The sequence below is a fragment of the Fructobacillus parabroussonetiae genome, assembly GCF_018437265.1.
Classification (GTDB): Bacteria; Bacillota; Bacilli; order Lactobacillales; family Lactobacillaceae; genus Fructobacillus; species Fructobacillus parabroussonetiae.
This window is the reverse complement of sequence record NZ_JAAMFL010000010.1, coordinates 67,616-90,191: the sequence shown is the minus strand read 5'-3', so window position 1 is coordinate 90,191 and position 22,576 is coordinate 67,616. Positions and strand designations below refer to the sequence as shown.

The following is a 22,576-nucleotide window of genomic DNA, read 5'->3' as shown; positions in this document are numbered from 1 at the left end:
AATTTTAAACAAATCCTTTCTTTTTTGACTAATGCTATAATGAGGGTAAGAAAACACGCGAAAGGAAGCAAAATGACCGCTATTCAATTCGATTCATTCGGCCTCGCCCCCTTTATTAAGAAAGAGGAGTATGAGGAATTAAAGCCTCAATTGGCTTTCGCCCAGGAACTGCTTTTTGAAAAAAAAGGCGCTGGTTCGGCCTATACGGACTGGGTGGACTGGGCCTCGACCTTTGATCCAACCGAAGAAGAAAAGATTCAACGACGGGCCCAAAAAGTGCAGGGCCAGTCGAAGGTTTTGGTGGTGATTGGGATTGGTGGCTCCTATTTGGGTGGCAAAATGGCCCTCGATTTCCTGAAATCGCCTTGGTACAACGACCTTGCCAGTGATTCGGAGACGAAGGTTTACTTTGCTGGTAATCAACTATCTGCCATGGCCTTGCGCCAGTTACTTCGTGTTATTGGCGACCAGGACTTTTCCGTGAACGTTATTTCAAAGTCCGGTCAGACAACGGAGGCGGCCTTGGCCTTTCGCTTCTTCAAAGAAGCTTTGATTAAGCGCTATGGAAAAGAGAAAGCGTCCGAGCGAATCATTGCAACGACCGATGCCAAGCAGGGAACCTTGCGAGCAGAAACGACGGCGGCTGGCTATGATAATCTCGTTGTACCAAACGGGATTGGCGGTCGTTTCTCCGTGTTGACGGCAGTTGGCCTCTTACCACTAGCAGTCGCTGGAGTGGACATTCATGCTTTGCTAGCTGGTGCAGCCAAAGCTGAGCAGTATTATGCGTCAAAGGAGCTTAGTCAGAACCCAGCGCTTCTTTATGCGGCGAGTCGACGGATTCTCTATGATAAGGGCTATACGACCGAAATCTTGGCCAACTGGGAGCCTTCCTTACAGTACTTTGGTGAATGGTGGAAGCAACTGATGGGCGAGTCCGAGGGTAAGAATCAAAAGGGCATTTATCCTTCGTCTGCTAACTATTCGACGGATCTGCACTCCTTTGGTCAATACATTCAAGAAGGCCGCCGGAATCTCTTTGAGACGGTCGTTCGAATTAACCAAGTAGCAGAAGACCTGGCCGTGCCAAAAATGGCTGAGAACGGGGATGGCCTGGCTTATCTAGAAGGTAAGACCCTGGATGAAGTCAATCAAACAGCCGCCGATGGCGTGGTTCTCGCTCATATTGATGGTGGTGTGCCAAACATGGCGGTTCGTGTGGCCAAGCAAGACGAAGCCAGTCTGGGCGAATTGATTTATTTCTTCGAAATGGCCGTGGCAATTTCGGGCTATCTCTTTGCCATTAATCCCTTTAACCAACCTGGCGTGGAAGCTTATAAAACGGCCATGTTTGCCCTCTTAGGTAAGCCTGGCTACGAGAGCCAAAGCAAAGCCTACCGTGATCGTTTACAAAAGTAATAAAAAAGCAGGCCATTGGCCTGCTTTTTTAATCTGTGGTCGAACTATCAAAGAACTGCTGCATGGCTTCGACGGTCTTATCAGATCCGATAAAGTAAATGGTATCGCCGGGCAAAATGTTGGCGTAGGGACCAGGCGACAGAATCAAATCGTCCCCGTGTAAAATCGCCACGATGGTCGCGCCGGTGTTTTGCCAGACGTTTAGCGAGCCAATCGATTGATTGAGTTTGCTCGAGTCAGCCTTTGGGATGAACTCAAAGGGGGACATAGGATTTTGCTGACTGACCCGCTGGGTTTGGTCAAGTAGAAGGGAAAAGGATTGGTCGAGTGCCAGTAGGCCTTGTTTTTGCTCGGCAATCATCTTCTTGATTTCGCTGTTTGTTTCTTGTAGATTGCGTGATTCCTTAGCCTGGGCAAGAAATTCGACGGCTTTTTTACGGGAGAGCACTTCGACCCCTGATCCATGAACGGCTTTGACGATGTCTAAATCAGCTAAAACCGAGATGGCTTTTCGTGCCGTTTCAGCTGAAACCCCAAAGGTCGCTGCCAAAGTCGAGCGTGCGTGAAGTTTTTGGCCAACTTCGAATTTTTTATTAACGATTGCCTCGGCAATGTCTTGCGCAATCTTATGATAGCGGGGTTCTTTGATTTTAGGCATCTTGTGAAATCCTTTAACAAAGTCGTTTTCGTTTTAATCTTCATTTGACAAAAGTGCCAATCCCTGTAATATAGTAGGTGGTCACTATTGCCCATCTGTCGTTTTTAACAGGTGGTCACTTGTTAGTTTATTTTAAATTAATAAGATAGTCAACTTATAGGAGGATTTATGCCAAAAGTGCAAATCAAGCACTTAACCAAGATCTTTGGTAAGAAGCAAAAAGCTGCTTTGAAGATGGTTAAGGAAAATAAGTCTAAGAACGAGATCTTTGAAAAGACTGGCTCGACGGTTGGTGTTTATGACATTAACCTCGAAGTGAACGAAGGGGAAATCTTCGTGATCATGGGTCTCTCTGGTTCAGGTAAATCGACGTTGATTCGTCTGTTGAACCGGTTGATTGAACCGACTTCAGGTCAAATCATCTTAGACGGAAAAGACATCACCCACTATAACAAGAAGGAAATGTTAGACATTCGTCGTAAGAAAATGTCGATGGTCTTCCAGAACTTCGCCCTTTTCCCACACCGGACGATTCTGGAAAACACGGAATACGGTTTGGAAATTCAGGGTGTTCCAGCAGCAGAGCGGAAGGCTCGTGCTGAGAAGGCTTTGGAAAATTCAAAGTTGATTTCTTTCAAGGATCAATACCCATCCCAGCTTTCTGGTGGTATGCAACAACGTGTCGGACTTTCCCGTGCGTTGACCAATGATCCGGATATCTTGCTGATGGACGAGGCCTTTTCTGCCTTGGATCCCTTGGTTCGTCATGAAATGCAAGACGAACTGTTGGACCTTCAGCAAAATGTTCAAAAAACCATTATCTTCATTACCCACGATTTGAACGAAGCCCTTCGTTTGGGTGATCGCATTGCCATCATGAAGGATGGTCAATTGCAACAGATCGGAACGGGTGAAGAAATCTTAACGAACCCTGCAAACGATTACGTTGAAAACTTCGTGGAAGACGTGGACCGTTCAAAGGTTTTGAACGCCGAATCGATCATGTTCCCTGGTTTGACGGTTAACGTTGATTCTGACGGACCAAACGTCGCCTTGCACCGGATGCAAGAAGAAGAGGTTTCTGGTCTGGTTGCCGTCGATGCCAAGCGTCGCTTCGCTGGCTACATCACTTCTGATAACGCCGTTAAGGCTCGTCGCGAGAACTTGTCGCTTCGCGATGTGATGTCTGACATGCCAACGGTTAAGCCAGACACCCTCGTGGCTGATATCATGACCATCATTTACGATGCCCACACACCAGTGGCGGTTGTCGATGATGACATGAAGTTGCACGGTATTATTATTCGTGGTGCCGTGATTGAAGCCTTAGCACAAACGGAAGGAGACGGACAAGAAAATGCCTAGTTTATTTTCCATTGCTAAATTGCCATTGAGCCAATGGGTGTCAGATGGTGTTAATTGGTTGACTCAGAATTGGTCTGGCTTCTTTAATGCCATTCAAAGCGCGGGTCAAACCTTCATGGATACGATGACAAACTTTTTGTCAGCGATTCCACAACCCATTTTTATTATCGCCCTTGCCCTTATCGCTTGGCTGACAACGCCAAAGCGTTATGGTTTGCCAACCTTGATCGTTCTTGGTTTGGCCTTGATTGCCAACCAAGGTTTGTGGTCAGATTTGATGCAAACGATTACCCTGGTGTTGACTTCATCAATTGTTTCCTTGGTGATCGGAATTCCTTTGGGAATCTGGACGTCAAAGTCACAAAAGGCCTACGCCGTTGTGAAGCCAATCTTGGACTTCATGCAGACCATGCCAGCCTTCGTTTACTTGATTCCAGCCGTTGCCTTCTTTGGTATCGGAATGGTACCCGGAACCTTTTCCTCTGTCATCTTTGCTTTGCCTCCAGTTGTGAACTTCACCTACCTGGGCTTGAAGCAAGTGCCAGAATCATTGGTTGAAGCAGCCGATTCATTCGGTTCAACGACTTGGCAAAAGTTGGTGAAGTTGGAATTGCCTTCCGCTAAGCCTTCCATTATTGCCGGTTCAAAGCAAACAATCATGTTGGCCTTGTCAATGGTTGTGACGGCCTCAATGATTGGTGCACCAGGACTTGGTCGTGGTGTCCTCTCCGCCGTACAACACGCGGATGTTGGTGCTGGTTTCGTAAACGGAATCGCGCTGGTTATCCTGGCCATCATCATCGATCGTTTCGTTCAAAAGATGAACACGGACCCCGTGACAACGCCTAAGTTGCCAAAGTGGCGAAAGATTGCCGCTTAGGTAATGGTTGCCATCTTCGCCATCTCTGGTGTCGTTGGGACTTTTACAGCAGCGAAGGAATCGGGTAAAAAAGTCACCCTGGGATACGTTGAATGGGATTCCGAAGTTGCCTCGACCAATGTGTTGGCTGAAGCCATGCGTCAACACGGTTACAACGTGACGACGACACCTTTGGATAATGCGGTGAACTGGCAGTCTGTTGCCAACAAGCAAATTGATGGAACAGTTTCTGCTTGGTTGCCAAATACTCACAAGGCCATGTACCAAAAGTATAAGAACCAAGTCGATGTTCTTGGTAAGAACTTGACGGGTGTTCGTTTGGGACTAGTTGTGCCGGACTACATGGACGTTAACTCGATTGAGGACTTGAACAATCAAGCCAACAAGGAAATCGTCGGAATCGAAGCGGGTGCCGGTGTGATGACCGCCGCTCAGAAGACGATTGATACTTACTCCAACTTGAATGGTTGGAAGCTAACGGCTTCGTCATCTGGTGCCATGCCTGCTGCCTTGGATAAGGCCTATAAGGCAAAGCAACCAATCGTTGTGACTGGTTGGACGCCACACTGGATGTTTAACAAGTACCACTTGAAGTTCTTGGATGATCCAAAGAAGACGATGGGTGGAGAAGAATCGATTAATACGGTTGTTCGTAAGAACTTGAAGTCAACCAACCCAGACGTTTACAAAGTCATGAAGAACTTCCACTGGAGCCAAGATGACATGCAGTCCGTCATGTTGGAAATCCAAAATGGTAAGTCTGCTCAACAGGCTGCTGATGACTGGATTAGTTCACACAAGAGTCAAGTGAATGCTTGGTTTAAGTAATTGATTGAATAAAAAAAGAGGAGCAAACCGAAAGGTTTGCTCCTCTTTTTAATGTTTTTTGAGCGCCATTATTTCTTAGTACGGAAACGTTTTGGTGTGATGGACGCGATTAATTGCTTGGTGATGTTTTCATCTGAATAGGAGAGCACGTTCTTTTTGTAGAGGCGCAAACCGAAGTGGAGTAAGAAAATCAAACCAGCAATGGCAAGAATCAGCGAGAGGCTGGCCTGCCACCAGCTAGCATAATGGTTTGCTAGCTGACTTGGCATGATTGACTGGCCCATCAGGGGGATGTAGGACAAGACTTTGACAAAGGTGTTGCTACCAGATGTTGCGGAGCTTGAAAGGGCAACAACGTAAGGAATCAAGGACAGCATGGAAACGGGCGTCATGGCCTGTGCAATCTGGCTCTGATCGTTGACTAATGAAGCCGCGATGGCCGCAATAACCAAATAGGAAGCGGTGGCCACAATAATTAGGGCGAGCGTAAAGAACCAGAAGCCTGGTGTCAAAGCCGAAAGGTAAGGCGCGACGACTTTGGCCCAGGAGGCATTGGCCGATAGAAGTGCGGCGGCACCACCAGCAATCACGTAGATACTAATCTGTGTGAGCAAAAGGGCGGCGACCCCGATAATCTTACCGTAGTACTGTGCCTTAGCTGAGGATGCGGCTAAGAGCGTCTCCATGATACGAGAGGACTTCTCATTGGCGATTTCGTTTCCAATGATGGAGGCGTAAATCGAGACAATGATGAAGACCAGAACGCCGATGGCCATCGTCAGCATCTGCTTAACAGTATCAGCAGCCTCGGAATCCTTACTTTGATTCTTGTCTTGAACTTTTGAGGTTAACTGGAAGGGGCTCTTCAAGTCCGCGACTTCGGCCTGCGTTAGCTTGTACTTGGCTGCTTTTTCGGACAGGGCCAAGCTGCTCAAAAAGCTCTTTAACTTACTGGTATCAACCTCTTCGGACTTTGGTTGTGTCAGCAGTGTACCTTGATCGTTCTTGACAATCAAAACGGCGTCAATGTCTTCTTTTTCCAAGGATTTCTTGGCGGCTTTTTCATCGACTTGATCGTTGACTTGTAACTTGAGGTCTTTTTGTTCTTGCTTGATTGCCTGCCGGGTTTCGGCTGGGGCAATCACCGCGATATTGGCAGTTTTGTCAGAAGAAAAGTAAGAAACGGCAAGTCCCACCACGAGGCCAACAAGGACAGGGGCGAAGGGGGCGACGAGTAGCCACCAGAAGGACTTTTTCTTGATCCGACTCAAATAGGTGTGCTTAGCAACAAGTGGAATCTGTTTATTCATGGGCCATGACCTCCGTTTTGAAAATTTCAGCTAGAGTTGGTGGTTGTTGGGAGAAGGCTGGAATATAGCCATCTTTGGTCACTTCATCAAAAATGGCATGACCGGCTTCTTCGTCTTGCAAATAAAGTCGGAAGCCAGCACCCTGCTGCTCAACGCGCTCAACGCCCTTCATGCCGGCGTAATCGGCAGCTGAATAGTTCGGTGCCTCCACGTACAAGCGTGTGCGACCAAAGGACTCCCGGATGGCTTGGACTTCACCTTGAAGAACGGTCCGGCCCTTCTTCAACATCACGAGGTGATCCGAGATTTCGGTCACGTTATCCATGTTGTGAGAGGAGAAGATGATCATGGCACCTTGCTTCTTCAATTCTTTGATTGTGTCCATGAAGATACCGGCGTTGACTGGATCCAAGCCGGAAAAGGGCTCGTCTAAAATAATGAAGGTTGGCTTGAAAATGAGGGCTAAAATCATTTGGACTTTTTGGGCATTTCCCTTTGACAAAGTCTGAACCAGATCACTGGCTTGCCCCACGACTTGGAGCTTATTCATCCAATCGTTCAGTGCTTCCTTGGCCGCCTGCTTGTCCATGCCGTGAAGAGCGGCAAGATAGAGGACTTGTTCTTCAATCGACTCTTTTTGGTAAAGGCCACGTTCCTCTGGCAGAAAGCCAATTTGGCTTCGTTGTGCTTCTGAAATTGGTTGGCCATCCCAAGTTATGGCGCCGGAATCGGCTGCGATGAAGTCCAAGATCATGCGAAAAGTCGTGGTTTTACCCGCGCCGTTTTGTCCAATTAAACCGAGGACTTCGCCTTTTTCAATCGAAAAAGACAAATCATCAACAGCTTGATGGTCGCCAAATGTCTTGTTCAGGTGTGAAACTGTAATCATTGTGCTGCTCCTTTATTACAATTGAGGGGATGCATCTTATACCCATTTACCATCATTATACGTGAAGAGTGTAATTAAGAGGATGGCTGAGGGGATTTTTCCTTTTTCTTAGGATTTTGTTTTTCGAATGGCAAAGTCATATGGGAAGGCTTTGTAAAATATTTTCTCAATTCGTCCCTGCAATCTTGACCGACTCAATAGAATCTAGTAAACTAATGTAGTGCTAATTTGATGGCCCTATGGTCAAGTGGTTAAGACGTCGGCTTCTCAGGCCGAAGTCGAGGGTTCGACTCCCTCTGGGGCTATATGAAAAACCTTCTACTAGGGTAGAGGGTTTTTATTTTTAAAAGAAAGCCCCGCTGGGGAGGCGAGGCGTGTGTGGTTAGTCATCCTTATTGTTCGACAACCACTTCTCGACTTGAGCTAGTAGCAAGGCAACGAGTAGTTGGATTGCTAGGCTTTGGAGCAAATCGAGTACTATAGTAATGAATGCTGTCATGAATCCTCCTTTCCCGGCACCTAACTCCAGTGCCGTAAAAGGCGTTTTACTTCAAAATAGTTATACGTAGTGAGTCATTATTCTCCTTACAAATAAACTGAAATGATTTTGCTTATCTGAATTGATTTCGTGTTAAAATAACGTTGCTATAGTAATGAGTGAATGGATTCATCCTTTCCGAAAAGCCACCGTGGGGACGGTGGCTTTTTCTTTTTCACTTCCTTAAAAGAATAAAATCGGCGATGCTAGTCCTGCTTGCTTTTCAATGGCTAGTCTTTCTTGCTAGTATTAAGAGTGCAAAATGACTTTAATGGTAGGAGAAAGAGATGAGTTTCGAAGCAGATATTAAACGATTACGCGAAGAACATTCCTTAACCCAGCAAGAACTAGCGGACAAAGTCCATGTCAGCCGGCAGACGGTATCGACCTGGGAGCGTGGTAAGAATTATCCGAGTTTGGATGTCTTGCGTGAACTGAGTCAGCTTTTTGGCCTCTCTTTCGAAAAACTAGTGTTTGGAGAAGAGCAAATGACAAAAAAAGATGACACGATTGCTAATCGAGTGGATGGTGATCGTAAGAAGAAGAAGTGGTATAAGAAAACAACCGTTATTTTATCAACAATTATTTGTGCCTTTTTCTTGTGGGTTGCTCTGCTGACTTTTGGCTACACGAACGGAGTCGATACTATTGATAGAATGAATCCTTTTTTATCCTATCAAACAGCTTATACAAAGATGCCATCAGATGCTGTGATTGAAAAATCCATGCGGACCAGAAATGGTAAGTGGACCGCATGGTTTGCTGATAATTTAATGGGAACCGAGTGGTGGAAGCTGAGTTTAATGACAGGTGTGAACACTGGTTATCAAGATCCATACGTCATGGTTATTCATAAGGGATCTTATGTAAAAGTCGCGCGGATTGTTCCTGGCAATTCGGTTAATCAGTTAACGAAAAACGATCTTCAATCTTGGGATGACTACTTGAACGAAAAGGGGACATTTCAAGATCAAGTTCACGGCTTAGAAGTTAAAAAAATTAAGAAAAAGAAGCACGTTTCTGGTTTTCGTGTTAACAATGGCGGCTTGACGGAGGGAATTAAAGAACAGCTTGGAAAAAACGATTCAGATGATAATGAAGGTTCGGCAAATTAGTTTTTTAAAGTTGGGCTGATATGTTGAGTGTGTTTGAAAAAAGAATTCGTTTTGTGTTCTGATATATAAGTCACAGTGAGGACGGTGGCTTTTTTTGATAGGCAAGAAGGTGATGGCTGAAACACTAAGTTCTATTTTCTAAATAACGTAAGAAAGTAGGGTATCGAATGCCTATGAATATTACTCAAAATAATAGTAAATTGAAATTTTCCAAATCACGAATCGACTAGTAACGGAAACGTTGATACTGGGAATGCTTTAAATTTTAAACGATTTATGGAACTCTTTTTTATTTAAGTAAGAAATGTAATTGAAACACTTGAAAAACTTTCGAAAAGGTCTCATAATATAAATGTAGAGAAGTTAATTAGAAATGTTCTGATTATTTCGAAGTTTTTAAGTAAAAATTATTTAAGGAGGTTCACAACATGTCAACTCGTTTAGCACGTTATGAAGAAGTTCGTGAGCACCGTATTTTACACAAGGTTAAGAAGAATTGGGTGATTCTGTCAGTGGCCTCTTTCGCATTGATGGGCGCTGCTGCTAGTTTGCCACAGACTAGCCAACTATTTTCGAATAACACAATCGTTGCACACGCGGATGATACGTATAATTATTATATTAATGCGAATAGTTATCCTGCTGATGGCGTTTATGATGAAAATAACACGGGTGGTATTCCTTCTGTCCTTTTCACATTACACTTTCCTTTAGATGTGACGGTTAATGTGGATGGACAGCAATATCAACATATTAACAAGGATGCCATCTTACATCGCCAGGCTGTTGTGAAGACAGAAAATGGTGTTAAAAAGGTCTATTGGAGTGCTTATGCCCAAGATGATACGGATAGCAATGTGATTAATAACGTTGTGAATAATGATCCGTCAACGACCTGGGGTAATGAACAGGCAAAGGCACATCTTGGTGGTTATTCCTGGTTGAACGGAATTGTTTATCAATTAGGATTAACAAGTAGCCAGGTTTCCTTTGATTCGACAACTGCCCAGACAACGATGAATGGTCAACCGCTAACGACTGCTAATGGTCAAACATATAATAACGGTTCTGAGTTGGAGGGTGACCACTACTTCTTTAATAGCAATGTCATCTATGGTGATAATTTGTATACTGATACGCCTTTCTTAAACATTGATGGTAATCAGATTATTAATCATCTAGTTGATAACAGTTCAGTTAATGTTTATGGAAGCTCTTGGCTTGGTGTAGGTGCTACTGATCAGTTCACCATCAACTACAAGTCAAAGACCCAAACGACCACGCAGCACAAGACCGTTAAGCGGACAATTAACTATCAAGATGCCGATGGAAAGACGATTTCAGGACAGAATCCGACGGTGCAGACAGTTTCTTACCACCGTGATGTGACGACCAACGACTTTACTGGTCAAGTGACGAAGGGCGATTGGGTGGCAGATGATGCTTCTCAAAGCGAATTAGCTGCCGTTACGGTGCCAGAAAAGATTGATAACCGTTACACGAATCCAAAAGTTAATGGTCAAGCTGTTTCATCCATTGCGGCTAAAAAACAAACGCTGAATGATGATGAGAATGAGCAAGATGAAACGGTCAACGTTTTGTATACCGACAGTGGTTCGGATAGCTCAAACGGTGTTAACAACACACCATCAAACAACGGTGGCAATGACACGCCAGCCAACAATGGCAGCAACAACACGCCAGCAGCGTCTGCTTCAAATGCCGATAATCATTCGGCAACGAATCAGACGAAGCAGCAGTCAAGTTCGAATAGTCAGCCAGCTGCTAAGCAAGCATCCTCTGCTTTGGCACTACCAAACACCGGTCAACAAGCAGCCAAGACTTTTGGAATCGCACTAACGGTTTCTGCAGGTCTTGCAACGTTGGCATTCTTCGTAACGAAGAAGCATGACTAAATTTTGTTGAGCGCCTTGGGTTCTCGAGAAAAAAGAAAAAGTCGATCACAATTGTGATCGACTTTTTTAGTTGGTTAAACGGCAACGGGTGCCTTAATGGCTGGTTCGGATTCATAATCGACCAGCTTAATATCATCCATCGTGTAATCGAAAATGGACGTCACTTCCGGATTGAGCCAGAGTTTTGGCAGTGGGTGCATTGGTCGTGACAACTGTTCTTCGACCTGATCAACGTGGTTCTTGTAGATGTGTGTATCGCCAATCGTATGAACAAAGTCACCAACCTCTAGACCAGTTTGCGCGGCAATCATGTGAATCAAAAGAGAGTAGGAGGCGATGTTAAAGGGAACGCCAAGGAAAAAGTCGCCGGAACGCTGGTAGAGTTGTGCCGACAACTTGCCATCTGCTACATAAAACTGCGACAGGACGTGGCAGGAAGGAAGAGGAGCCTGTGGCGTTGTTTCCGCATTCCAAGCCGTTAAGATCAGTCGGCGAGAGTTCGGGTTTGTTTTGATTTGTTCAATCAGGTTCGTAATTTGGTCAACTTCTTGACCGCCTGGTTTAACCGAGGCCCACGAGCGCCAAAGCTTCCCGTAGACTTCGCCAATGTAACCAAACTTTTCCATGAAGTCATCGTCTTCCAAGATCAATTGAACAAAACGATCCTTTTGCTTCAGGTACTCTTCCTTGAATACGGGGTCTTTTTCGGAACGGAGGCCAAAGTCGGTCATGTCCGGACCATCATATTCGTCCGATTCAATCCACTGTTGAAAGGCCCATTCATCCCAAATGTGGTTGTTGTGTTGGAGCAAAAAGCGGATGTTGTTATCGCCACGTAGGAACCAGAGTAGTTCGGACTTGATCAGCTTGAAGAAGACCTTTTTAGTGGTCAGCATTGGGAAACCTTCCGAAAGATCAAAACGCATTTGCGTTCCAAAGATTGAGTAAGTCCCGGTGCCGGTACGGTCACCCTTTTCATGTCCCTCGTCTAAAATCCGACGGGCCAAGTCTAAATATTGTTCTTCGTTTTTGCTCATGTGGCAACCTCAATTTCTTGGAAATTCTTCTATTAAGTATGCAAAACTTTTACGACTTTTACAAGGCGAAAAAAGTGTCAGCCTTCAAAAAAACGGGCTGACCCAGTGTCAGACCCGTTGCATTCGTTTTCTTACTTGATAAACTGCGCCAAGTTGATTTGCTCGGCTGTTTCCGGCTCGAAAGGCACCTGAATCAGTGGCACTTCTTTTTCCTTTAAAAGCTTCTCGGCAAAGTCGTCGTTGCGGTAGTCGCGCATGAAATGAATCTTTTGAATTCCGGCTTGGAGCAGGAGCTTGGTGCAAAAGACGCAGGGGGCATCCGTGACGTAAAGTGAGGAACCTTCAACGGGGATCCCCATTGAAGCGGCTTGCATCAAGGCGTTTTGCTCGGCGTGAACGGCTCGAATGCAGTGACCGTCGACAATGTAGTCACCAACCTCGGTACAGTGTGGGGTCCCTGAAACGGCTCCGTTGTAACCAGAGGCAATAATGCGGTGGTCTTTTACCAAAATGGCGCCCACGTGCCGGCGGGTACAGGTGGAGCGAGTTGACAGGATGGCGGACTGTGCGATGAAGTACTGGTCCCATGAAATACGTTGATCGGCCATGGTTTCTCCTTAAGGTCTACTGCTTTGTTGACAGGCTTCTGCTAAAATAGATAATAAACTTATTTTACAACAGTTGCCTTCATTCGGCGAGATAGGGGAGCAGAAATGGCTAAAACATTAGACGGCAAAGCCGTGGCAAAAGAATTGCGGGAGGATTTAGCAAAAACGTTGCAAACGGCTTCTGTGAAGCCGACTTTGGCAGTGGTCTTCGATCCCGCAGACGATGGCTCCCGGTTATACGTTGGGATGAAGCAGCGAGCCGCCGCCAAGGTGGGCATCCAAACCCGAGATATTGCAGTGGCGGAAGATGCCAGCACAAGTGATCTGGCAGCAGTCGTGGCGGAATTGAACGAAGACCCCGCCGTTCATGGTATTTTGATTCAAGCACCACTGCCAAAAAACGTCGATGATGCGCAAGTCTTTGCCATGGTGGCACCGGAAAAGGATGTGGACGGCTTGGGCGTCACGAATCAGGGCCGGCTCTTTGCCAATGAAGCGGGAAACTACCCGGTGGCGGCGACTCCCAAGGGCGTCATGACCTTGCTCAACCATTACAATATCGATCCCCGTGGAAAACGAGCCGTGGTGGTTGGCCGTTCCCAACTGTTTGGTCGGCCAATGGCGGCACTGCTGTTGAATGCTGATGCCACTGTCACCATCGCGCACCGTTACACGTCCAAAGAAAGCTTAACGGCGCTGTTGTTAGCCGCCGATATTGTGGTGGTTGGCGTGGGGATTCCGAACTTTATTCAAGCCGATCAAATTAAAGCGGGCGCCGTCGTGATTGACGTGGGGATGAATTTGGTCGACGGTAAGGCCTGTGGCGATGTTGCTCCAGCGGTTGCTGAAAAAGCTGCCTGGCTAACCCCTGTGCCGGGCGGTGTTGGGCCAATGACCATCGCCATCTTGTTGGAATCAACCTTAGAAGCCGCTTTGGAACAAGAAAAAGCAGTCGAGTAATCGGCTTTATAAATGGCAAAAGTCGAAATGGTTTCGGCTTTTTTTTATGTCTTTTTTTATTCGAATGCGTGTTATTTGAGTGAAAGGGGGCTGGTGATGAGGAATCAACACGACGATTGGCCGATTTTAACCGAAAGCTCGCGGGCACCAGATTATTTAAAGGACCTGTTAACCGTTGCTTTAAAAAACGATGCCACCGATCTGTATCTTTTACCAAAAGAAGGAGCCTATCAACTGTCAGCACAGGGACCGGCTGGTCTGCAATCACTTGGTGGACTACCAGAAGACTTTGCCCGGTCGCTGATGGCCTTACTGAAGTACCGCGCACAGGTCGACTTGGCAGAATTTCGACGACCTCAATTAGGGCGTTTCGCCTTTGGGGATGCCTTTGTCCGGCTTTCTTCCGTTGGGGACTTTTTGGGTCGAGAAAGTATGGTGCTCCGGTTAATTGGTCATCAAGCCAGTGCTGCTCGCTTTGCGGATCTGGCAGCCTGGCAGGCACTGCTGGCAAGCAAGCCAAGGGCTGGGTTGTTTGTCATCGCGGGCCCAACGGGGTCGGGAAAAACAACGACCCTCTATGCGCTTTTGAATGAATGGGCAAAGGACCGGCTGGTGTTAACAGTGGAAGATCCAGTTGAGCTGGTTCAACCAGCCTTTCTTCAATTGCAGGTGAATGAGACAGCCAAAGTGGGCTATCAGGACTTAATCAAGGTCGCGTTAAGGCATCGTCCGGATATTTTGGTCATTGGCGAGATTCGGGATGCTCAAACGGCAGCTGCGACTTTGCAAGCGGCACTTTCTGGCCATCTGGTCTTAACGACCGTTCATGCCAATTCGGCCGAGCAGGTCTTACTCCGCCTCGTTGATTTGGGCCTGCCTGAAAAGTTGGTTCGGGCTGCCTTAATCACCAGCCTTTATCAGCGTTTGGAGCGAGATGCAAACGGGCGGCTGCAGGCGACTTTTGACCAAAAAGACTGGTCAGTTCATTAATGCGAGAAGAAAGGAGGCGGGCATGTTTTTAAAGAAGAAGGGACTGGGCTTAAGAAGAAACGAGCAGGCTTTGTTTTTATCCGAGTTGGCCGAGTTGATACAGGCTGGTTATCCGCTTGCGCAGGCCCTTGATGTTTTGGCAGCTGGACAAAGGCAGTGGAAAGAGGCGATTGGCCGGGTTCAGGCAGTTCTTTCGATGGGTGGCGATTTAAGACAGGCCTTTCCCGAAATTTTATCGGATGGCTTGAACGGTTATCTGTCGTTGGCAGAAGCACATGGTCGCTTTGACCAGGCGTTGATTCAACTCGCTACAAAGGTCCAGCAAATCAATCGATACCAAAGAGAACTCAAGCAGGCAATGACCTATCCTTTTGCTTTAGTGGCGCTGCTCTTTTTGATGAGCTTTGGACTTGAAAAGCTTCTCTACCCGGTTTTTCAGCAATTGATTGCGGAATCGGACAGCAACAGCCCGGATAATTGGAGCCTGATTGCCCTACACAGCCTATTTGGTTGCTTGCTATTGCTGGCTCTGGTCATTTTGCTTGGCTACTGGCAACTAAAAAGAAAGCGGCCCATGAAACGCTTGCTTTTATTGACTAAAATGCCTTTCCTAGCCCCTGCAACGAAGTATCTCACGACAGCCATCTTAGCAGAACAACTTAGCGTCTTCTTAGCCGCCGGCCTTCGTTTACCGACCATTATTGCGTATTATTCAGAAGAGCAAGCGGACAAGGAAGGCTTTGGCTATGAATTGGCGCAATTGACAAAGAACCATCTCGAAGCAGGCGGTGACCTCGCGACTTTTTTGAAAGGGCTCGTTTTCTTGCAGCCAAGTCTGGCGGCTTATTTGACCCGGGGTTTTGACGAGGTCACATTGTCTAAATACCTGGCCTACTATGCCAAAGTCGAATTCAGCCGCTTTGATCGCCTGGTGAAACGTTTTTTTGCCCTTTTACAGCCGGTGTTGTTTACCTTAATTGGTCTCATCATTCTCTTGATTTACTTGGCGATGCTGTTGCCGCTTTATCAAAACCTAGGAGGTTATCAAGTATGAAAGAATTTCTGCCGAAGATTCGTAAAATGCGTTACCTGACCAGACCCAAGCCGGCTTTTACTCTGATTGAGGCGACCGTCGTCTTATTCATTATTGCCCTCTTAATGCTCTTGATTTTGCCCAATTTGAATAAGCAACGGGACCGGGCCGAGGCGACCCATAAAAAAGCCATGGTTGGAACGGTGCAAACGCAGGTTGACCTTTATTTAAATGAACACCCGGAACAGGGTAGTGTCTCCTATGCCGACTTACAAAGGGAGCAGTTTTTAACAAAGGAGCAGTTGAAAAAGGCCAAGGAACTAAAGATTCGGATTCAAGGTCATGAAGCAAAGGCTTAGGAAGCGTTCGGCCTTTGCTTTGGTTGAGACGACGATGGTTTTAGGTTTGGTGTCCTTGTTAATGTTGCTTGGTGTGGCCTTTCCAAAGAATCAGGAAGGTCAAGAATGGCGAACTTTTGAAAAACAAGTCATGACGGCTATTGAGCTGGGGCGCCACCAGGCCCAGGCCGCTAATGAACCGGTCTTTTTGGATTTCACGGCGGATGCGCTTCGGCTGGCAAAGCGAACTTATCCTTATCCAAGGCGGTTTGTGATTGAGAAACCAATTCGTCTTTCAATCGCCAAAAGCGGCTTTATCAGTCCCCAATCCGTGTATTGGTCCAATGGGCAAAAACGAATTCGTTTAGTCATTCAATTTGGAGGTGGTCATGTCGATTTTAAAGCAGACTAATCGCTCAGCCTTTGTGTTGGTGGAAGCGCTACTGGCTTTGACGATTGTCACATTGGCAATTTTGATGGAAGAAGAAACCTTACGTGCGCACCGCTTTAGCATTGAACGGGAGCAGCGCGCCTTTGACAAGCAGATGCAAGAAAAAGAGCAGGCCTTAGCCGAATGGCAGCGGGTATTTCAACAAGCGGAAAGTTCGAGTAGCCATGATTCAGTGGGGCTGCCCCATGAGTAAGCGTTTTTCCTTACCGGGGCTGCGACCAGCTTTTACACTCGTTGAGGTGCTTTTGGCATTGGTTGTGAGCAGCTTGGTTTTACTTGGTTTGGCTTATTTAGGCCGAGTGAATCATGGCCGTGTTGGATCCTTGCAAAGTAGCCATTTTCAAATGGCCTTTCAGCAACTGCAAGACCAGCACTATGAGCTGTCGGCCTGTCACCATGACCGGCTGGAATTAAAAAAGCCGGGTAAGAGCGGCCAACGAATCCTAAAAGAATATCACCAGCAGTTGGTTCTAGAGGGTCAGCAGCACGGTCGAATGATCTTGCTCGAGGGTCTTCATGATCTAAGCTTTTTTAATCATGGTCATTATCAAGAGGTACAGGCCAAAAATGCTCAGCAAGAAAGAATCAAAGCGGTGTTGTTTCTCTTTCCAAAAGTCAATCAAGGAGAAGAAAATGAATAAGCGGTGGCCGGCCTATGTTTTATTACCCACCTTACTCGTGTTGTTTGCCTTTTCGGCCTTGTATTTCCTGCAATTGGAAATTTTGAGCCATGATGTGGAAAATCGACGTGCTGTCCGCATTCGTCAGGCAGTGGAAACAGTTCAAATCAAGGCATCAACGAATTTTTTACTGACGGGAAAGGAGAAGGGACGAATCGAAGGCTTTGATTATCAAATCAATCAAGAAAAACAGCGAATTCAAATTGAGCGAGACCGGGTCAAAAAGGAGCTGACTCTTTTGATAAACACGCTTGTTTAGCGTGGTGAAAGAGGCTAAAATAAAGGCATGACAAAAGTAAATATTCCAGAACAATTTTCAACAATCGACCAGGTGGTCGCCAAGGTCAAAGCCAGCGAAAACGTTAGTTATCGCCAGGCCTTAGTTCAGACCTTGTCGACACTGCAAGAGAAGCAATTAACCAAAAAGGATAAAGAGGTCCTTTCTGCTGACAGTCAGTTGGCGTTGAAGGAGCTTTTTTCACTTGATTTTGCCAGCTATTCTTTTCAGGATAAACGACACATTTTACAGCTCTTAATTTTAAAAGCTGATCGAGAGAATAAAGTGCCGGCCAATGACCAGTTAACGCCAGACGGTATTGGCTATTTGCTTGGTGATTTAGTGGCTAAAACCGCTAATCTGAAAAAAGAAGACGGACAGGTCGCGACGGTCCTTGACTTAGCGGTTGGCTCGGCTAACCTGTTGTGGACAGTACAAGAAGTTGTCCAAGCCAAACAAGAGGCCATTAAAACCGCTGGTATCGATCTTTCAGAAAACCAGTTGGCCCTCGCGTCCGTTAGTGCTGATTTGCTAGCGGATAACCAGGCGGACTTTTTCTTGGGGGATGTCATTGGCCTGCCAGATGATGAACTGCTGCCAGCCGATGTGGTGATTGGTGATTTGCCAATTGGCTATTACTCAAATGAGGCACCAAAAGAAATGGTGACCGCCTTTTCAGAGGGTCAGTCCTACGCACACTTTTTGATGATTGAAAAGGCTGTTGACTTACTAAAGGCAGATGGTTGGGCTTATCTGGTTGTACCGGCCGATATTTTGTCAGGTAAGCATCACGAGAGTGTACTAAAGTTATTTGCGCAAAAGGCCCAGTTAAAGGCTTTCTTGACATTGCCCGAGGCCTTTTTCCAGCAAAAGAACCAGCAAAAAGCCCTCCTTGTCCTCCGTAAAAACGGGGCACAACCAAAGACCGAGGTGATGCTTGGCCAGTACCCTTCTGTAAAGGATAGTCAGGCACTTGAAGAATTTTTGCAAGATTTGGGTGACTGGGGTAAACTGAATAAAGAAAAAAGCGCTGATTAGACGAAGGATAGGTGGAAAATTCATGGCAAAGATTATGGCCGTTAACGCGGGTTCATCTTCATTAAAGTTTCAATTGTTGGAGATGCCTGCTGAAGAAGTGATTGCCCAGGGGCTAATCGAACGAATTGGAATGGAAGATGCAATCTTCACGATTAAGTTTGCTGCCAATGACAAGGCAGAAGCCAGTGACCAAGTAACGGTTAAGGGGCAAAAGGCAAAGTTCCAAACGACAACCGCCATTAAGGATCACGGTGTTGCCATTAACATGATGCTCGAACAGCTCTCAGCTTTGGACATTATTGAAGACTTTAACGAAATTGTTGGTGTGGGTCACCGTGTTGTTGCCGGTGGTGAATACTTCGATCGTTCCGTTTTGATCACGGATGATGTTTTGGCAAAGATTGATGAATTAGCTGATTATGCGCCATTGCACAATCCAGCGAACGCAATGGGAATCCGTGTTTTCCAGAAGCTTTTGCCTGAAGCCACTGAAGTGGCGGTCTTTGATACGTCATTCCACCAAAGCATGCCAAAGGTTAACTACCTTTACTCATTGCCATACAAGTACTATGAAAAGTACGGTGCACGTAAATACGGTGCCCACGGTACGTCACACCGCTACGTAGCGGGTAAGGCAGCGGAACTTTTGGGTAAGCCGCTTGAAAGCTTGAAGTTGATTACACTTCACTTGGGTGCCGGTGCTTCCATTACCGCTGTGAAAAACGGTCAATCCTTTGACACGTCAATGGGCTTCACGCCACTTGCTGGTGTCACGATGGCCACGCGTTCAGGTGACGTTGATGCCTCCCTTGTTTCCTTTATCCAAGGCAAGGAAAACTTGTCAAACGATGAGATGTTGACGGTCTTGAATAAGCAATCTGGCTTGCAAGGTATTTCAGAACTTTCTTCTGACATGCGTGACTTGCGTGCTGCTCGTAAAGAAAACGACAAGGCTGAGTTGGCCATCAACATCTTTGTTGATCGTGTTGTTTCTTATATTGGACAATACATTGCCAAGATGGACGGCGCAGATGCCATTGTCTTTACTGCCGGAATTGGTGAAAACGCCGATTGGGTCCGTGAAGAAGTGGTCGACCGCCTGGGTTACTTCGGTATCAAGATTGACGCTGAAAAGAACGAGGGTTGCCGTGTCGAGGCTGATATCTCAGCTGCCGATGCTAAGATTAAGACATTGGTCGTACCAACGGATGAAGAATTGATGATTGCTCGTGATGTGCAGTCGTTGATGAAGTAAAAAAAGACGAATTGAAAAGTTGATGAGACACCGCCTTTTGATTGGGGGTGTCTTTTCCATGATTTGTAGGAAAGCCAGATATGATGGAAACGGAATTTACAAAACGACGTCGAACGAAGCAAAAGCACCCGATTCGCAATACGATTCTCGCTGTGATCGGGCTGGTGGTGATTGCTACTGCCGCCTTTTTATACATTAATCACGAGGGTTATGCAGCGAAGAACCCAAACGATATGTCACTGACAGAGGTGATGGTTTCTTCTTCTGATTCGGTAGCACAAGTTGGTAAAAAATTGCAGTCAAAGGGCTTGATCCGAAACGGTCGCTACTTGAGCCGCTATGCCAAGCGTTATGGTGCAAAATCCATTACGGCGGGAACCTATTTGTTCTCACCCGTGCAAAGCATTGATAATGTTTACCAGGAATTAGCCCAGGGTCCAAGTGAAGAACCCGTTCTTGATTCGGCTTATACCTACATTGATGGAAACAAGACCGATGAGCAAACGGCTCAGACTTTGGCTGACGCTGCCAATGTTTCAAAATCAGGATTACTGTCTGCCTATACGGACAAGGACCTGATGAAGGAAATGAAGCAAAAGTATCCAAAGCTGTTCTTGAATGCCAAATCAGGCTTGACCCTTTATGATCTGGTGATGCCAGGAATCTATAAGATCAAGGATGAAAAGTCTGCCAAGGACCTTGTCCGCGATTTGATTAAGCGCACGGATAAGGAAATGCAGGGCTATTACAGCGAGCTGAAAGAAAACGGTCTGCCCGTTTCAACGGCTGTTTTGCTGGCAGAAAACGGTGGTAAGAAGGAATTCAACCGTCGTTTGGCATTCATTAAAAAGATTGCTTCTTATGCACAAGATTTAAAGAGTCAGTATGGCATTTTGCCATCGATCTCGATTGCGCAAGCCATTCATGAATCCAACTGGGATGATTCCGATTTGTCATCGAAGTATAATAACTTTTACGGTGTGAAGACGGACGATACGACGGCTGGTAAGTCTGTGGTTCTTCAGACACAAGAAGTGGAAAACGGCCAAACGGTCACAAAGAACGCCCGCTTTGCGGTTTATGATTCCTATAAGGATTCCATGAAAGCCCATGCTAAGACGTTGGTTCAGGGAAACACTTGGAACAGTAACCAATTTAAGGATGTGCTCGCAGCAACGAATTATAAGGATGCCGCTCAGGCCCTTTATGATGATTCTTATGCAACGGATCCTAATTATCCAGCAGCCATTATCCGGATCATTGAAAACTGGAACTTAGCAAAATATGATAAGTAAATCAAAGTCGGCCGAAAGGTCGACTTTTTTGATTGTTATTGGCAGGAAGGGCCTGGATTTGAGCTTTTTGAAACAAAAGTAAAATAAATTTTTGAAAAGGGTTGTGTAAGCGTTTACATTAAGTTACAATAAAACATGTAAACAAGTGAAAGGAGTCCACGAAAATGGATTTTGCAATTATTATGGCGTTACTCCCCGCCTTGTTCTGGGGGTCAGTTGGTCTTGTATCAACGAAGATGGGTGGCTCGGCCGCACAACAAACCTTTGGTATGTCAGTCGGAGCATTAATCTTTGGATTAATCACGATGTTTGGCTACGTGATGCCAAATGGTTTCTACATGGGAACTGAAGTTTGGGTTGTCGGCCTGTTGTCTGGTTTGGTTTGGGCGATGGGAATGGCCTTCCAGTTCATGCTCTTCAAGCAAATGGGTGTTTCGCTCGGTGTACCATTGTCAACGGCCGGTCAGATTATTATGAACGCGCTCTTGGCTGCTACGCTCTTGGGTGAATGGACGTCTGCTGCTATGTGGATCGTTGGCATTATCTCAATTGCCTTGGTCGTAACCGGTGCTGTCTTCATTTCAAAGCCTGATAAGTCCGATGCATCGGCTGCCAAAATTGACTCCAAGTCAATCTTTTATCTGGTCATGTCGACGGTTGGCTTCATGTTGTACTTCATCTTCCCAAACTTCTTAGCCAAGATTGGTTATGTGTCAGAAGAAGTTCGTTCAGCAGGTAATGGCTTGAACTACATGACCGCCATCGTTGGCCCACAAGCCATTGGACAAGTGATCGGTGCGGTCATTATCGTGCTCTTCGTCTTCCGTGAAGGAAAGACGATGTTTGATAAGCCATCATCAAAGAACATCGTGACTGGATTGGTTTGGGCTCTTGGAAACATCTTCATGTTCGCCTCAGCTGCTAACCCACACGTTGGTCAGACGATTGCGACGACTTTGTCACAGTTAAACATTATCGTTGGAACATTTGGTGGTATTTACCTCTTGCACGAAAAGAAGTCTTCGCCACAGATGAAGGCCATCGTAATCGGTACGATCCTGGTTGTGATTGGTGCGATGATTATTGGAAATATCCACTCCTTCGCCTAAAGACTTAATTGAAAAATAAAGAAAAAGCTGAGTCATCGACTCAGCTTTTTTATTGGCATGAATGCATGTAAAAAGGACTGCCTAAGCAGTCCTTTTTTTAGTCGGCCGTTTCAACCGTTAAAATCTTTACTTCGATATCAACGCCGTTTGGAAGGGGAACCTTCACCGTTTCGCCCTGGCGCTTACCTAACAAGGCGTTTGCCATTGGGGATTCGTTTGAAATCTTTCCTGACAAAGGATCGGCTTCAACAGAACCAACGATCGTGTAAGTTTCGGGTTCTTCATCAGGTAATTCCTTGAAGGTAACCGTCTTACCCATCGCCACTTCATCGTCGGCTGAATCATCAGCTGAAATGATTTCAGCGTTTTCAATCATCTTACGCAAAGTCACGATACGTCCTTCGACGAAGGCTTGTTCGTCCTTTGCTGATTGGTATTCAGAGTTTTCTGAAAGGTCACCGTATGAACGAGCAATTTGAATTCGCTTCGTGATTTCGGGACGTTGCCGGGTGATTAAGTCCTCCACCTCGGCTTCTAATTTGTCACGGCCTTCGGCCGTCATTGGGAATGTTTTTTCTTCCGCCATG

At 46.1% G+C, this 22,576-nt stretch carries 22 protein-coding genes, 1 tRNA gene and 1 pseudogene; 18 read left to right on the top strand and 6 right to left on the bottom strand.

Annotated elements, in window-relative coordinates; all coding sequences use genetic code 11:
- The first annotated feature begins 72 nt into the window (after positions 1 to 72).
- Positions 73 to 1,419: a glucose-6-phosphate isomerase gene (locus G6R30_RS05890; protein ID WP_213822519.1), complete on the top strand. Its 1,347-nt coding sequence runs from the start codon at positions 73 to 75 to the stop codon at positions 1,417 to 1,419.
- A gap of 28 nt (positions 1,420 to 1,447) precedes the next feature.
- Here the strand turns inward: G6R30_RS05890 and G6R30_RS05885 are convergent, their stop codons facing one another.
- On the bottom strand, positions 1,448 to 2,077 hold the full coding sequence (locus G6R30_RS05885) for a GntR family transcriptional regulator (protein ID WP_213822516.1): 630 nt from the start codon (positions 2,075 to 2,077) through the stop codon (positions 1,448 to 1,450).
- Between the two features lie 168 nt (positions 2,078 to 2,245).
- On the opposite strand from G6R30_RS05885, the gene G6R30_RS05880 reads away from it, so the two are divergent.
- Positions 2,246 to 3,442, top strand: a complete 1,197-nt coding sequence (locus G6R30_RS05880; protein WP_213822513.1) for a quaternary amine ABC transporter ATP-binding protein — start codon at positions 2,246 to 2,248, stop codon at positions 3,440 to 3,442.
- Positions 3,435 to 5,150, top strand: a pseudogene (locus tag G6R30_RS05875) (ABC transporter permease/substrate binding protein). The gene G6R30_RS05880 and the pseudogene G6R30_RS05875 overlap by 8 nt, the downstream one beginning before the upstream one ends.
- A 68-nt stretch (positions 5,151 to 5,218) precedes the next feature.
- Here G6R30_RS05875 and G6R30_RS05870 read toward each other — a convergent pair.
- Positions 5,219 to 6,460 carry an ABC transporter permease gene (locus G6R30_RS05870; protein ID WP_213822510.1) on the bottom strand — a complete coding sequence of 414 codons (1,242 nt, stop codon included), beginning with the start codon at positions 6,458 to 6,460 and terminating at the stop codon, positions 5,219 to 5,221.
- A complete protein-coding gene (locus G6R30_RS05865) occupies positions 6,453 to 7,349 on the bottom strand; it encodes an ABC transporter ATP-binding protein (RefSeq protein WP_213822507.1) in 897 nt (298 codons plus the stop codon). The genes G6R30_RS05870 and G6R30_RS05865 overlap by 8 nt, the downstream gene beginning before the upstream one ends.
- Before the next feature lie 233 nt (positions 7,350 to 7,582).
- Between G6R30_RS05865 and G6R30_RS05860 the strand changes: the two genes are divergently transcribed.
- The 3 genes from G6R30_RS05860 to G6R30_RS05850 all read left to right on the top strand — a co-directional run bounded on the left by G6R30_RS05860 (position 7,583) and on the right by G6R30_RS05850 (position 10,918).
- A tRNA-Glu gene (locus G6R30_RS05860) sits at positions 7,583 to 7,654 on the top strand.
- A gap of 520 nt (positions 7,655 to 8,174) precedes the next feature.
- Positions 8,175 to 9,002: a helix-turn-helix transcriptional regulator gene (locus G6R30_RS05855; RefSeq protein ID WP_213822504.1), complete on the top strand. Its 828-nt coding sequence runs from the start codon at positions 8,175 to 8,177 to the stop codon at positions 9,000 to 9,002.
- A gap of 428 nt (positions 9,003 to 9,430) precedes the next feature.
- Positions 9,431 to 10,918, top strand: coding sequence for a mucin-binding protein (locus G6R30_RS05850; protein WP_213822501.1), 1,488 nt, complete (start codon positions 9,431 to 9,433; stop codon positions 10,916 to 10,918).
- Positions 10,919 to 10,992: 74 nt separating this feature from the next.
- On the opposite strand, the gene G6R30_RS05845 is transcribed toward G6R30_RS05850, so the two are convergent.
- Both G6R30_RS05845 and G6R30_RS05840 read right to left on the bottom strand, forming a co-directional pair.
- The gene (locus G6R30_RS05845) at positions 10,993 to 11,955 is read right to left on the bottom strand and encodes a thymidylate synthase (RefSeq protein WP_213822499.1); all 963 of its coding nucleotides are present in this window, start codon (positions 11,953 to 11,955) and stop codon (positions 10,993 to 10,995) included.
- Between the two features lie 131 nt (positions 11,956 to 12,086).
- Positions 12,087 to 12,563 carry a deoxycytidylate deaminase gene (locus tag G6R30_RS05840; protein WP_213822488.1) on the bottom strand — a complete coding sequence of 159 codons (477 nt, stop codon included), beginning with the start codon at positions 12,561 to 12,563 and terminating at the stop codon, positions 12,087 to 12,089.
- 105 nt (positions 12,564 to 12,668) lie between these two features.
- On the opposite strand from G6R30_RS05840, the gene G6R30_RS05835 reads away from it, so the two are divergent.
- From G6R30_RS05835 to G6R30_RS05780, 12 genes are all read left to right on the top strand, one after another.
- Entirely contained in the window at positions 12,669 to 13,523 is an 855-nt protein-coding gene (locus G6R30_RS05835; RefSeq protein ID WP_213822486.1) for a bifunctional 5,10-methylenetetrahydrofolate dehydrogenase/5,10-methenyltetrahydrofolate cyclohydrolase, read from the top strand.
- Between the two features lie 96 nt (positions 13,524 to 13,619).
- On the top strand, positions 13,620 to 14,513 hold the full coding sequence (locus G6R30_RS05830; protein WP_213822484.1) for an ATPase, T2SS/T4P/T4SS family: 894 nt from the start codon (positions 13,620 to 13,622) through the stop codon (positions 14,511 to 14,513).
- 22 nt (positions 14,514 to 14,535) lie between these two features.
- Positions 14,536 to 15,567 (top strand): type II secretion system F family protein, encoded by a 1,032-nt coding sequence (locus tag G6R30_RS05825; protein ID WP_213822482.1) that lies wholly within the window; start codon positions 14,536 to 14,538, stop codon positions 15,565 to 15,567.
- A 26-nt stretch (positions 15,568 to 15,593) separates the two neighbouring features.
- Positions 15,594 to 15,905 carry a prepilin-type N-terminal cleavage/methylation domain-containing protein gene (locus G6R30_RS05820; protein WP_213822569.1) on the top strand — a complete coding sequence of 104 codons (312 nt, stop codon included), beginning with the start codon at positions 15,594 to 15,596 and terminating at the stop codon, positions 15,903 to 15,905.
- On the top strand, positions 15,889 to 16,296 hold the full coding sequence (locus tag G6R30_RS05815) for a hypothetical protein (RefSeq protein WP_213822480.1): 408 nt from the start codon (positions 15,889 to 15,891) through the stop codon (positions 16,294 to 16,296). The genes G6R30_RS05820 and G6R30_RS05815 overlap by 17 nt, the downstream gene beginning before the upstream one ends.
- Positions 16,274 to 16,528, top strand: a complete 255-nt coding sequence (locus G6R30_RS05810; protein ID WP_213822478.1) for a hypothetical protein — start codon at positions 16,274 to 16,276, stop codon at positions 16,526 to 16,528. Before G6R30_RS05815 ends, G6R30_RS05810 begins: the two co-directional genes overlap by 23 nt.
- Complete coding sequence (locus G6R30_RS05805) at positions 16,521 to 16,976, top strand: prepilin-type N-terminal cleavage/methylation domain-containing protein (RefSeq protein ID WP_213822476.1); 456 nt, start codon at positions 16,521 to 16,523, stop codon at positions 16,974 to 16,976. Before G6R30_RS05810 ends, G6R30_RS05805 begins: the two co-directional genes overlap by 8 nt.
- Positions 16,969 to 17,274: a hypothetical protein gene (locus tag G6R30_RS05800; protein ID WP_213822473.1), complete on the top strand. Its 306-nt coding sequence runs from the start codon at positions 16,969 to 16,971 to the stop codon at positions 17,272 to 17,274. The genes G6R30_RS05805 and G6R30_RS05800 overlap by 8 nt, the downstream gene beginning before the upstream one ends.
- Before the next feature lie 27 nt (positions 17,275 to 17,301).
- A complete protein-coding gene (locus G6R30_RS05795; protein ID WP_213822470.1) occupies positions 17,302 to 18,330 on the top strand; it encodes a class I SAM-dependent methyltransferase in 1,029 nt (342 codons plus the stop codon).
- Positions 18,331 to 18,352: 22 nt separating this feature from the next.
- Positions 18,353 to 19,585: an acetate/propionate family kinase gene (locus G6R30_RS05790; RefSeq protein ID WP_213822468.1), complete on the top strand. Its 1,233-nt coding sequence runs from the start codon at positions 18,353 to 18,355 to the stop codon at positions 19,583 to 19,585.
- 80 nt (positions 19,586 to 19,665) lie between these two features.
- Complete coding sequence (locus G6R30_RS05785; RefSeq protein WP_213822465.1) at positions 19,666 to 20,880, top strand: endolytic transglycosylase MltG; 1,215 nt, start codon at positions 19,666 to 19,668, stop codon at positions 20,878 to 20,880.
- Positions 20,881 to 21,044: 164 nt separating this feature from the next.
- Positions 21,045 to 21,989 carry a GRP family sugar transporter gene (locus G6R30_RS05780; RefSeq protein WP_213822462.1) on the top strand — a complete coding sequence of 315 codons (945 nt, stop codon included), beginning with the start codon at positions 21,045 to 21,047 and terminating at the stop codon, positions 21,987 to 21,989.
- Positions 21,990 to 22,086: 97 nt separating this feature from the next.
- Here G6R30_RS05780 and greA read toward each other — a convergent pair whose 3' ends face one another.
- On the bottom strand, positions 22,087 to 22,575 hold the full coding sequence (gene greA, locus G6R30_RS05775) for a transcription elongation factor GreA (protein WP_213822459.1): 489 nt from the start codon (positions 22,573 to 22,575) through the stop codon (positions 22,087 to 22,089).
- Between the last annotated feature and the right edge of the window lies 1 nt (position 22,576).

What these genes read in the sequence shown, in the direction of transcription:
- G6R30_RS05890 (WP_213822519.1), top strand. Translation starts at nt 73, where the DNA reads ATGACCGCTATTCAATTCGATTCATTCGGCCTCGCCCCCTTTATTAAG.
- G6R30_RS05885 (WP_213822516.1), bottom strand. Translation starts at nt 2,077, where the DNA reads ATGCCTAAAATCAAAGAACCCCGCTATCATAAGATTGCGCAAGACATT.
- G6R30_RS05880 (WP_213822513.1), top strand. Translation starts at nt 2,246, where the DNA reads ATGCCAAAAGTGCAAATCAAGCACTTAACCAAGATCTTTGGTAAGAAG.
- G6R30_RS05870 (WP_213822510.1), bottom strand. Translation starts at nt 6,460, where the DNA reads ATGAATAAACAGATTCCACTTGTTGCTAAGCACACCTATTTGAGTCGG.
- G6R30_RS05865 (WP_213822507.1), bottom strand. Translation starts at nt 7,349, where the DNA reads ATGATTACAGTTTCACACCTGAACAAGACATTTGGCGACCATCAAGCT.
- G6R30_RS05855 (WP_213822504.1), top strand. Translation starts at nt 8,175, where the DNA reads ATGAGTTTCGAAGCAGATATTAAACGATTACGCGAAGAACATTCCTTA.
- G6R30_RS05850 (WP_213822501.1), top strand. Translation starts at nt 9,431, where the DNA reads ATGTCAACTCGTTTAGCACGTTATGAAGAAGTTCGTGAGCACCGTATT.
- G6R30_RS05845 (WP_213822499.1), bottom strand. Translation starts at nt 11,955, where the DNA reads ATGAGCAAAAACGAAGAACAATATTTAGACTTGGCCCGTCGGATTTTA.
- G6R30_RS05840 (WP_213822488.1), bottom strand. Translation starts at nt 12,563, where the DNA reads ATGGCCGATCAACGTATTTCATGGGACCAGTACTTCATCGCACAGTCC.
- G6R30_RS05835 (WP_213822486.1), top strand. Translation starts at nt 12,669, where the DNA reads ATGGCTAAAACATTAGACGGCAAAGCCGTGGCAAAAGAATTGCGGGAG.
- G6R30_RS05830 (WP_213822484.1), top strand. Translation starts at nt 13,620, where the DNA reads ATGAGGAATCAACACGACGATTGGCCGATTTTAACCGAAAGCTCGCGG.
- G6R30_RS05825 (WP_213822482.1), top strand. Translation starts at nt 14,536, where the DNA reads ATGTTTTTAAAGAAGAAGGGACTGGGCTTAAGAAGAAACGAGCAGGCT.
- G6R30_RS05820 (WP_213822569.1), top strand. Translation starts at nt 15,594, where the DNA reads ATGCGTTACCTGACCAGACCCAAGCCGGCTTTTACTCTGATTGAGGCG.
- G6R30_RS05815 (WP_213822480.1), top strand. Translation starts at nt 15,889, where the DNA reads ATGAAGCAAAGGCTTAGGAAGCGTTCGGCCTTTGCTTTGGTTGAGACG.
- G6R30_RS05810 (WP_213822478.1), top strand. Translation starts at nt 16,274, where the DNA reads ATGTCGATTTTAAAGCAGACTAATCGCTCAGCCTTTGTGTTGGTGGAA.
- G6R30_RS05805 (WP_213822476.1), top strand. Translation starts at nt 16,521, where the DNA reads ATGAGTAAGCGTTTTTCCTTACCGGGGCTGCGACCAGCTTTTACACTC.
- G6R30_RS05800 (WP_213822473.1), top strand. Translation starts at nt 16,969, where the DNA reads ATGAATAAGCGGTGGCCGGCCTATGTTTTATTACCCACCTTACTCGTG.
- G6R30_RS05795 (WP_213822470.1), top strand. Translation starts at nt 17,302, where the DNA reads ATGACAAAAGTAAATATTCCAGAACAATTTTCAACAATCGACCAGGTG.
- G6R30_RS05790 (WP_213822468.1), top strand. Translation starts at nt 18,353, where the DNA reads ATGGCAAAGATTATGGCCGTTAACGCGGGTTCATCTTCATTAAAGTTT.
- G6R30_RS05785 (WP_213822465.1), top strand. Translation starts at nt 19,666, where the DNA reads ATGATGGAAACGGAATTTACAAAACGACGTCGAACGAAGCAAAAGCAC.
- G6R30_RS05780 (WP_213822462.1), top strand. Translation starts at nt 21,045, where the DNA reads ATGGATTTTGCAATTATTATGGCGTTACTCCCCGCCTTGTTCTGGGGG.
- greA (WP_213822459.1), bottom strand. Translation starts at nt 22,575, where the DNA reads ATGGCGGAAGAAAAAACATTCCCAATGACGGCCGAAGGCCGTGACAAA.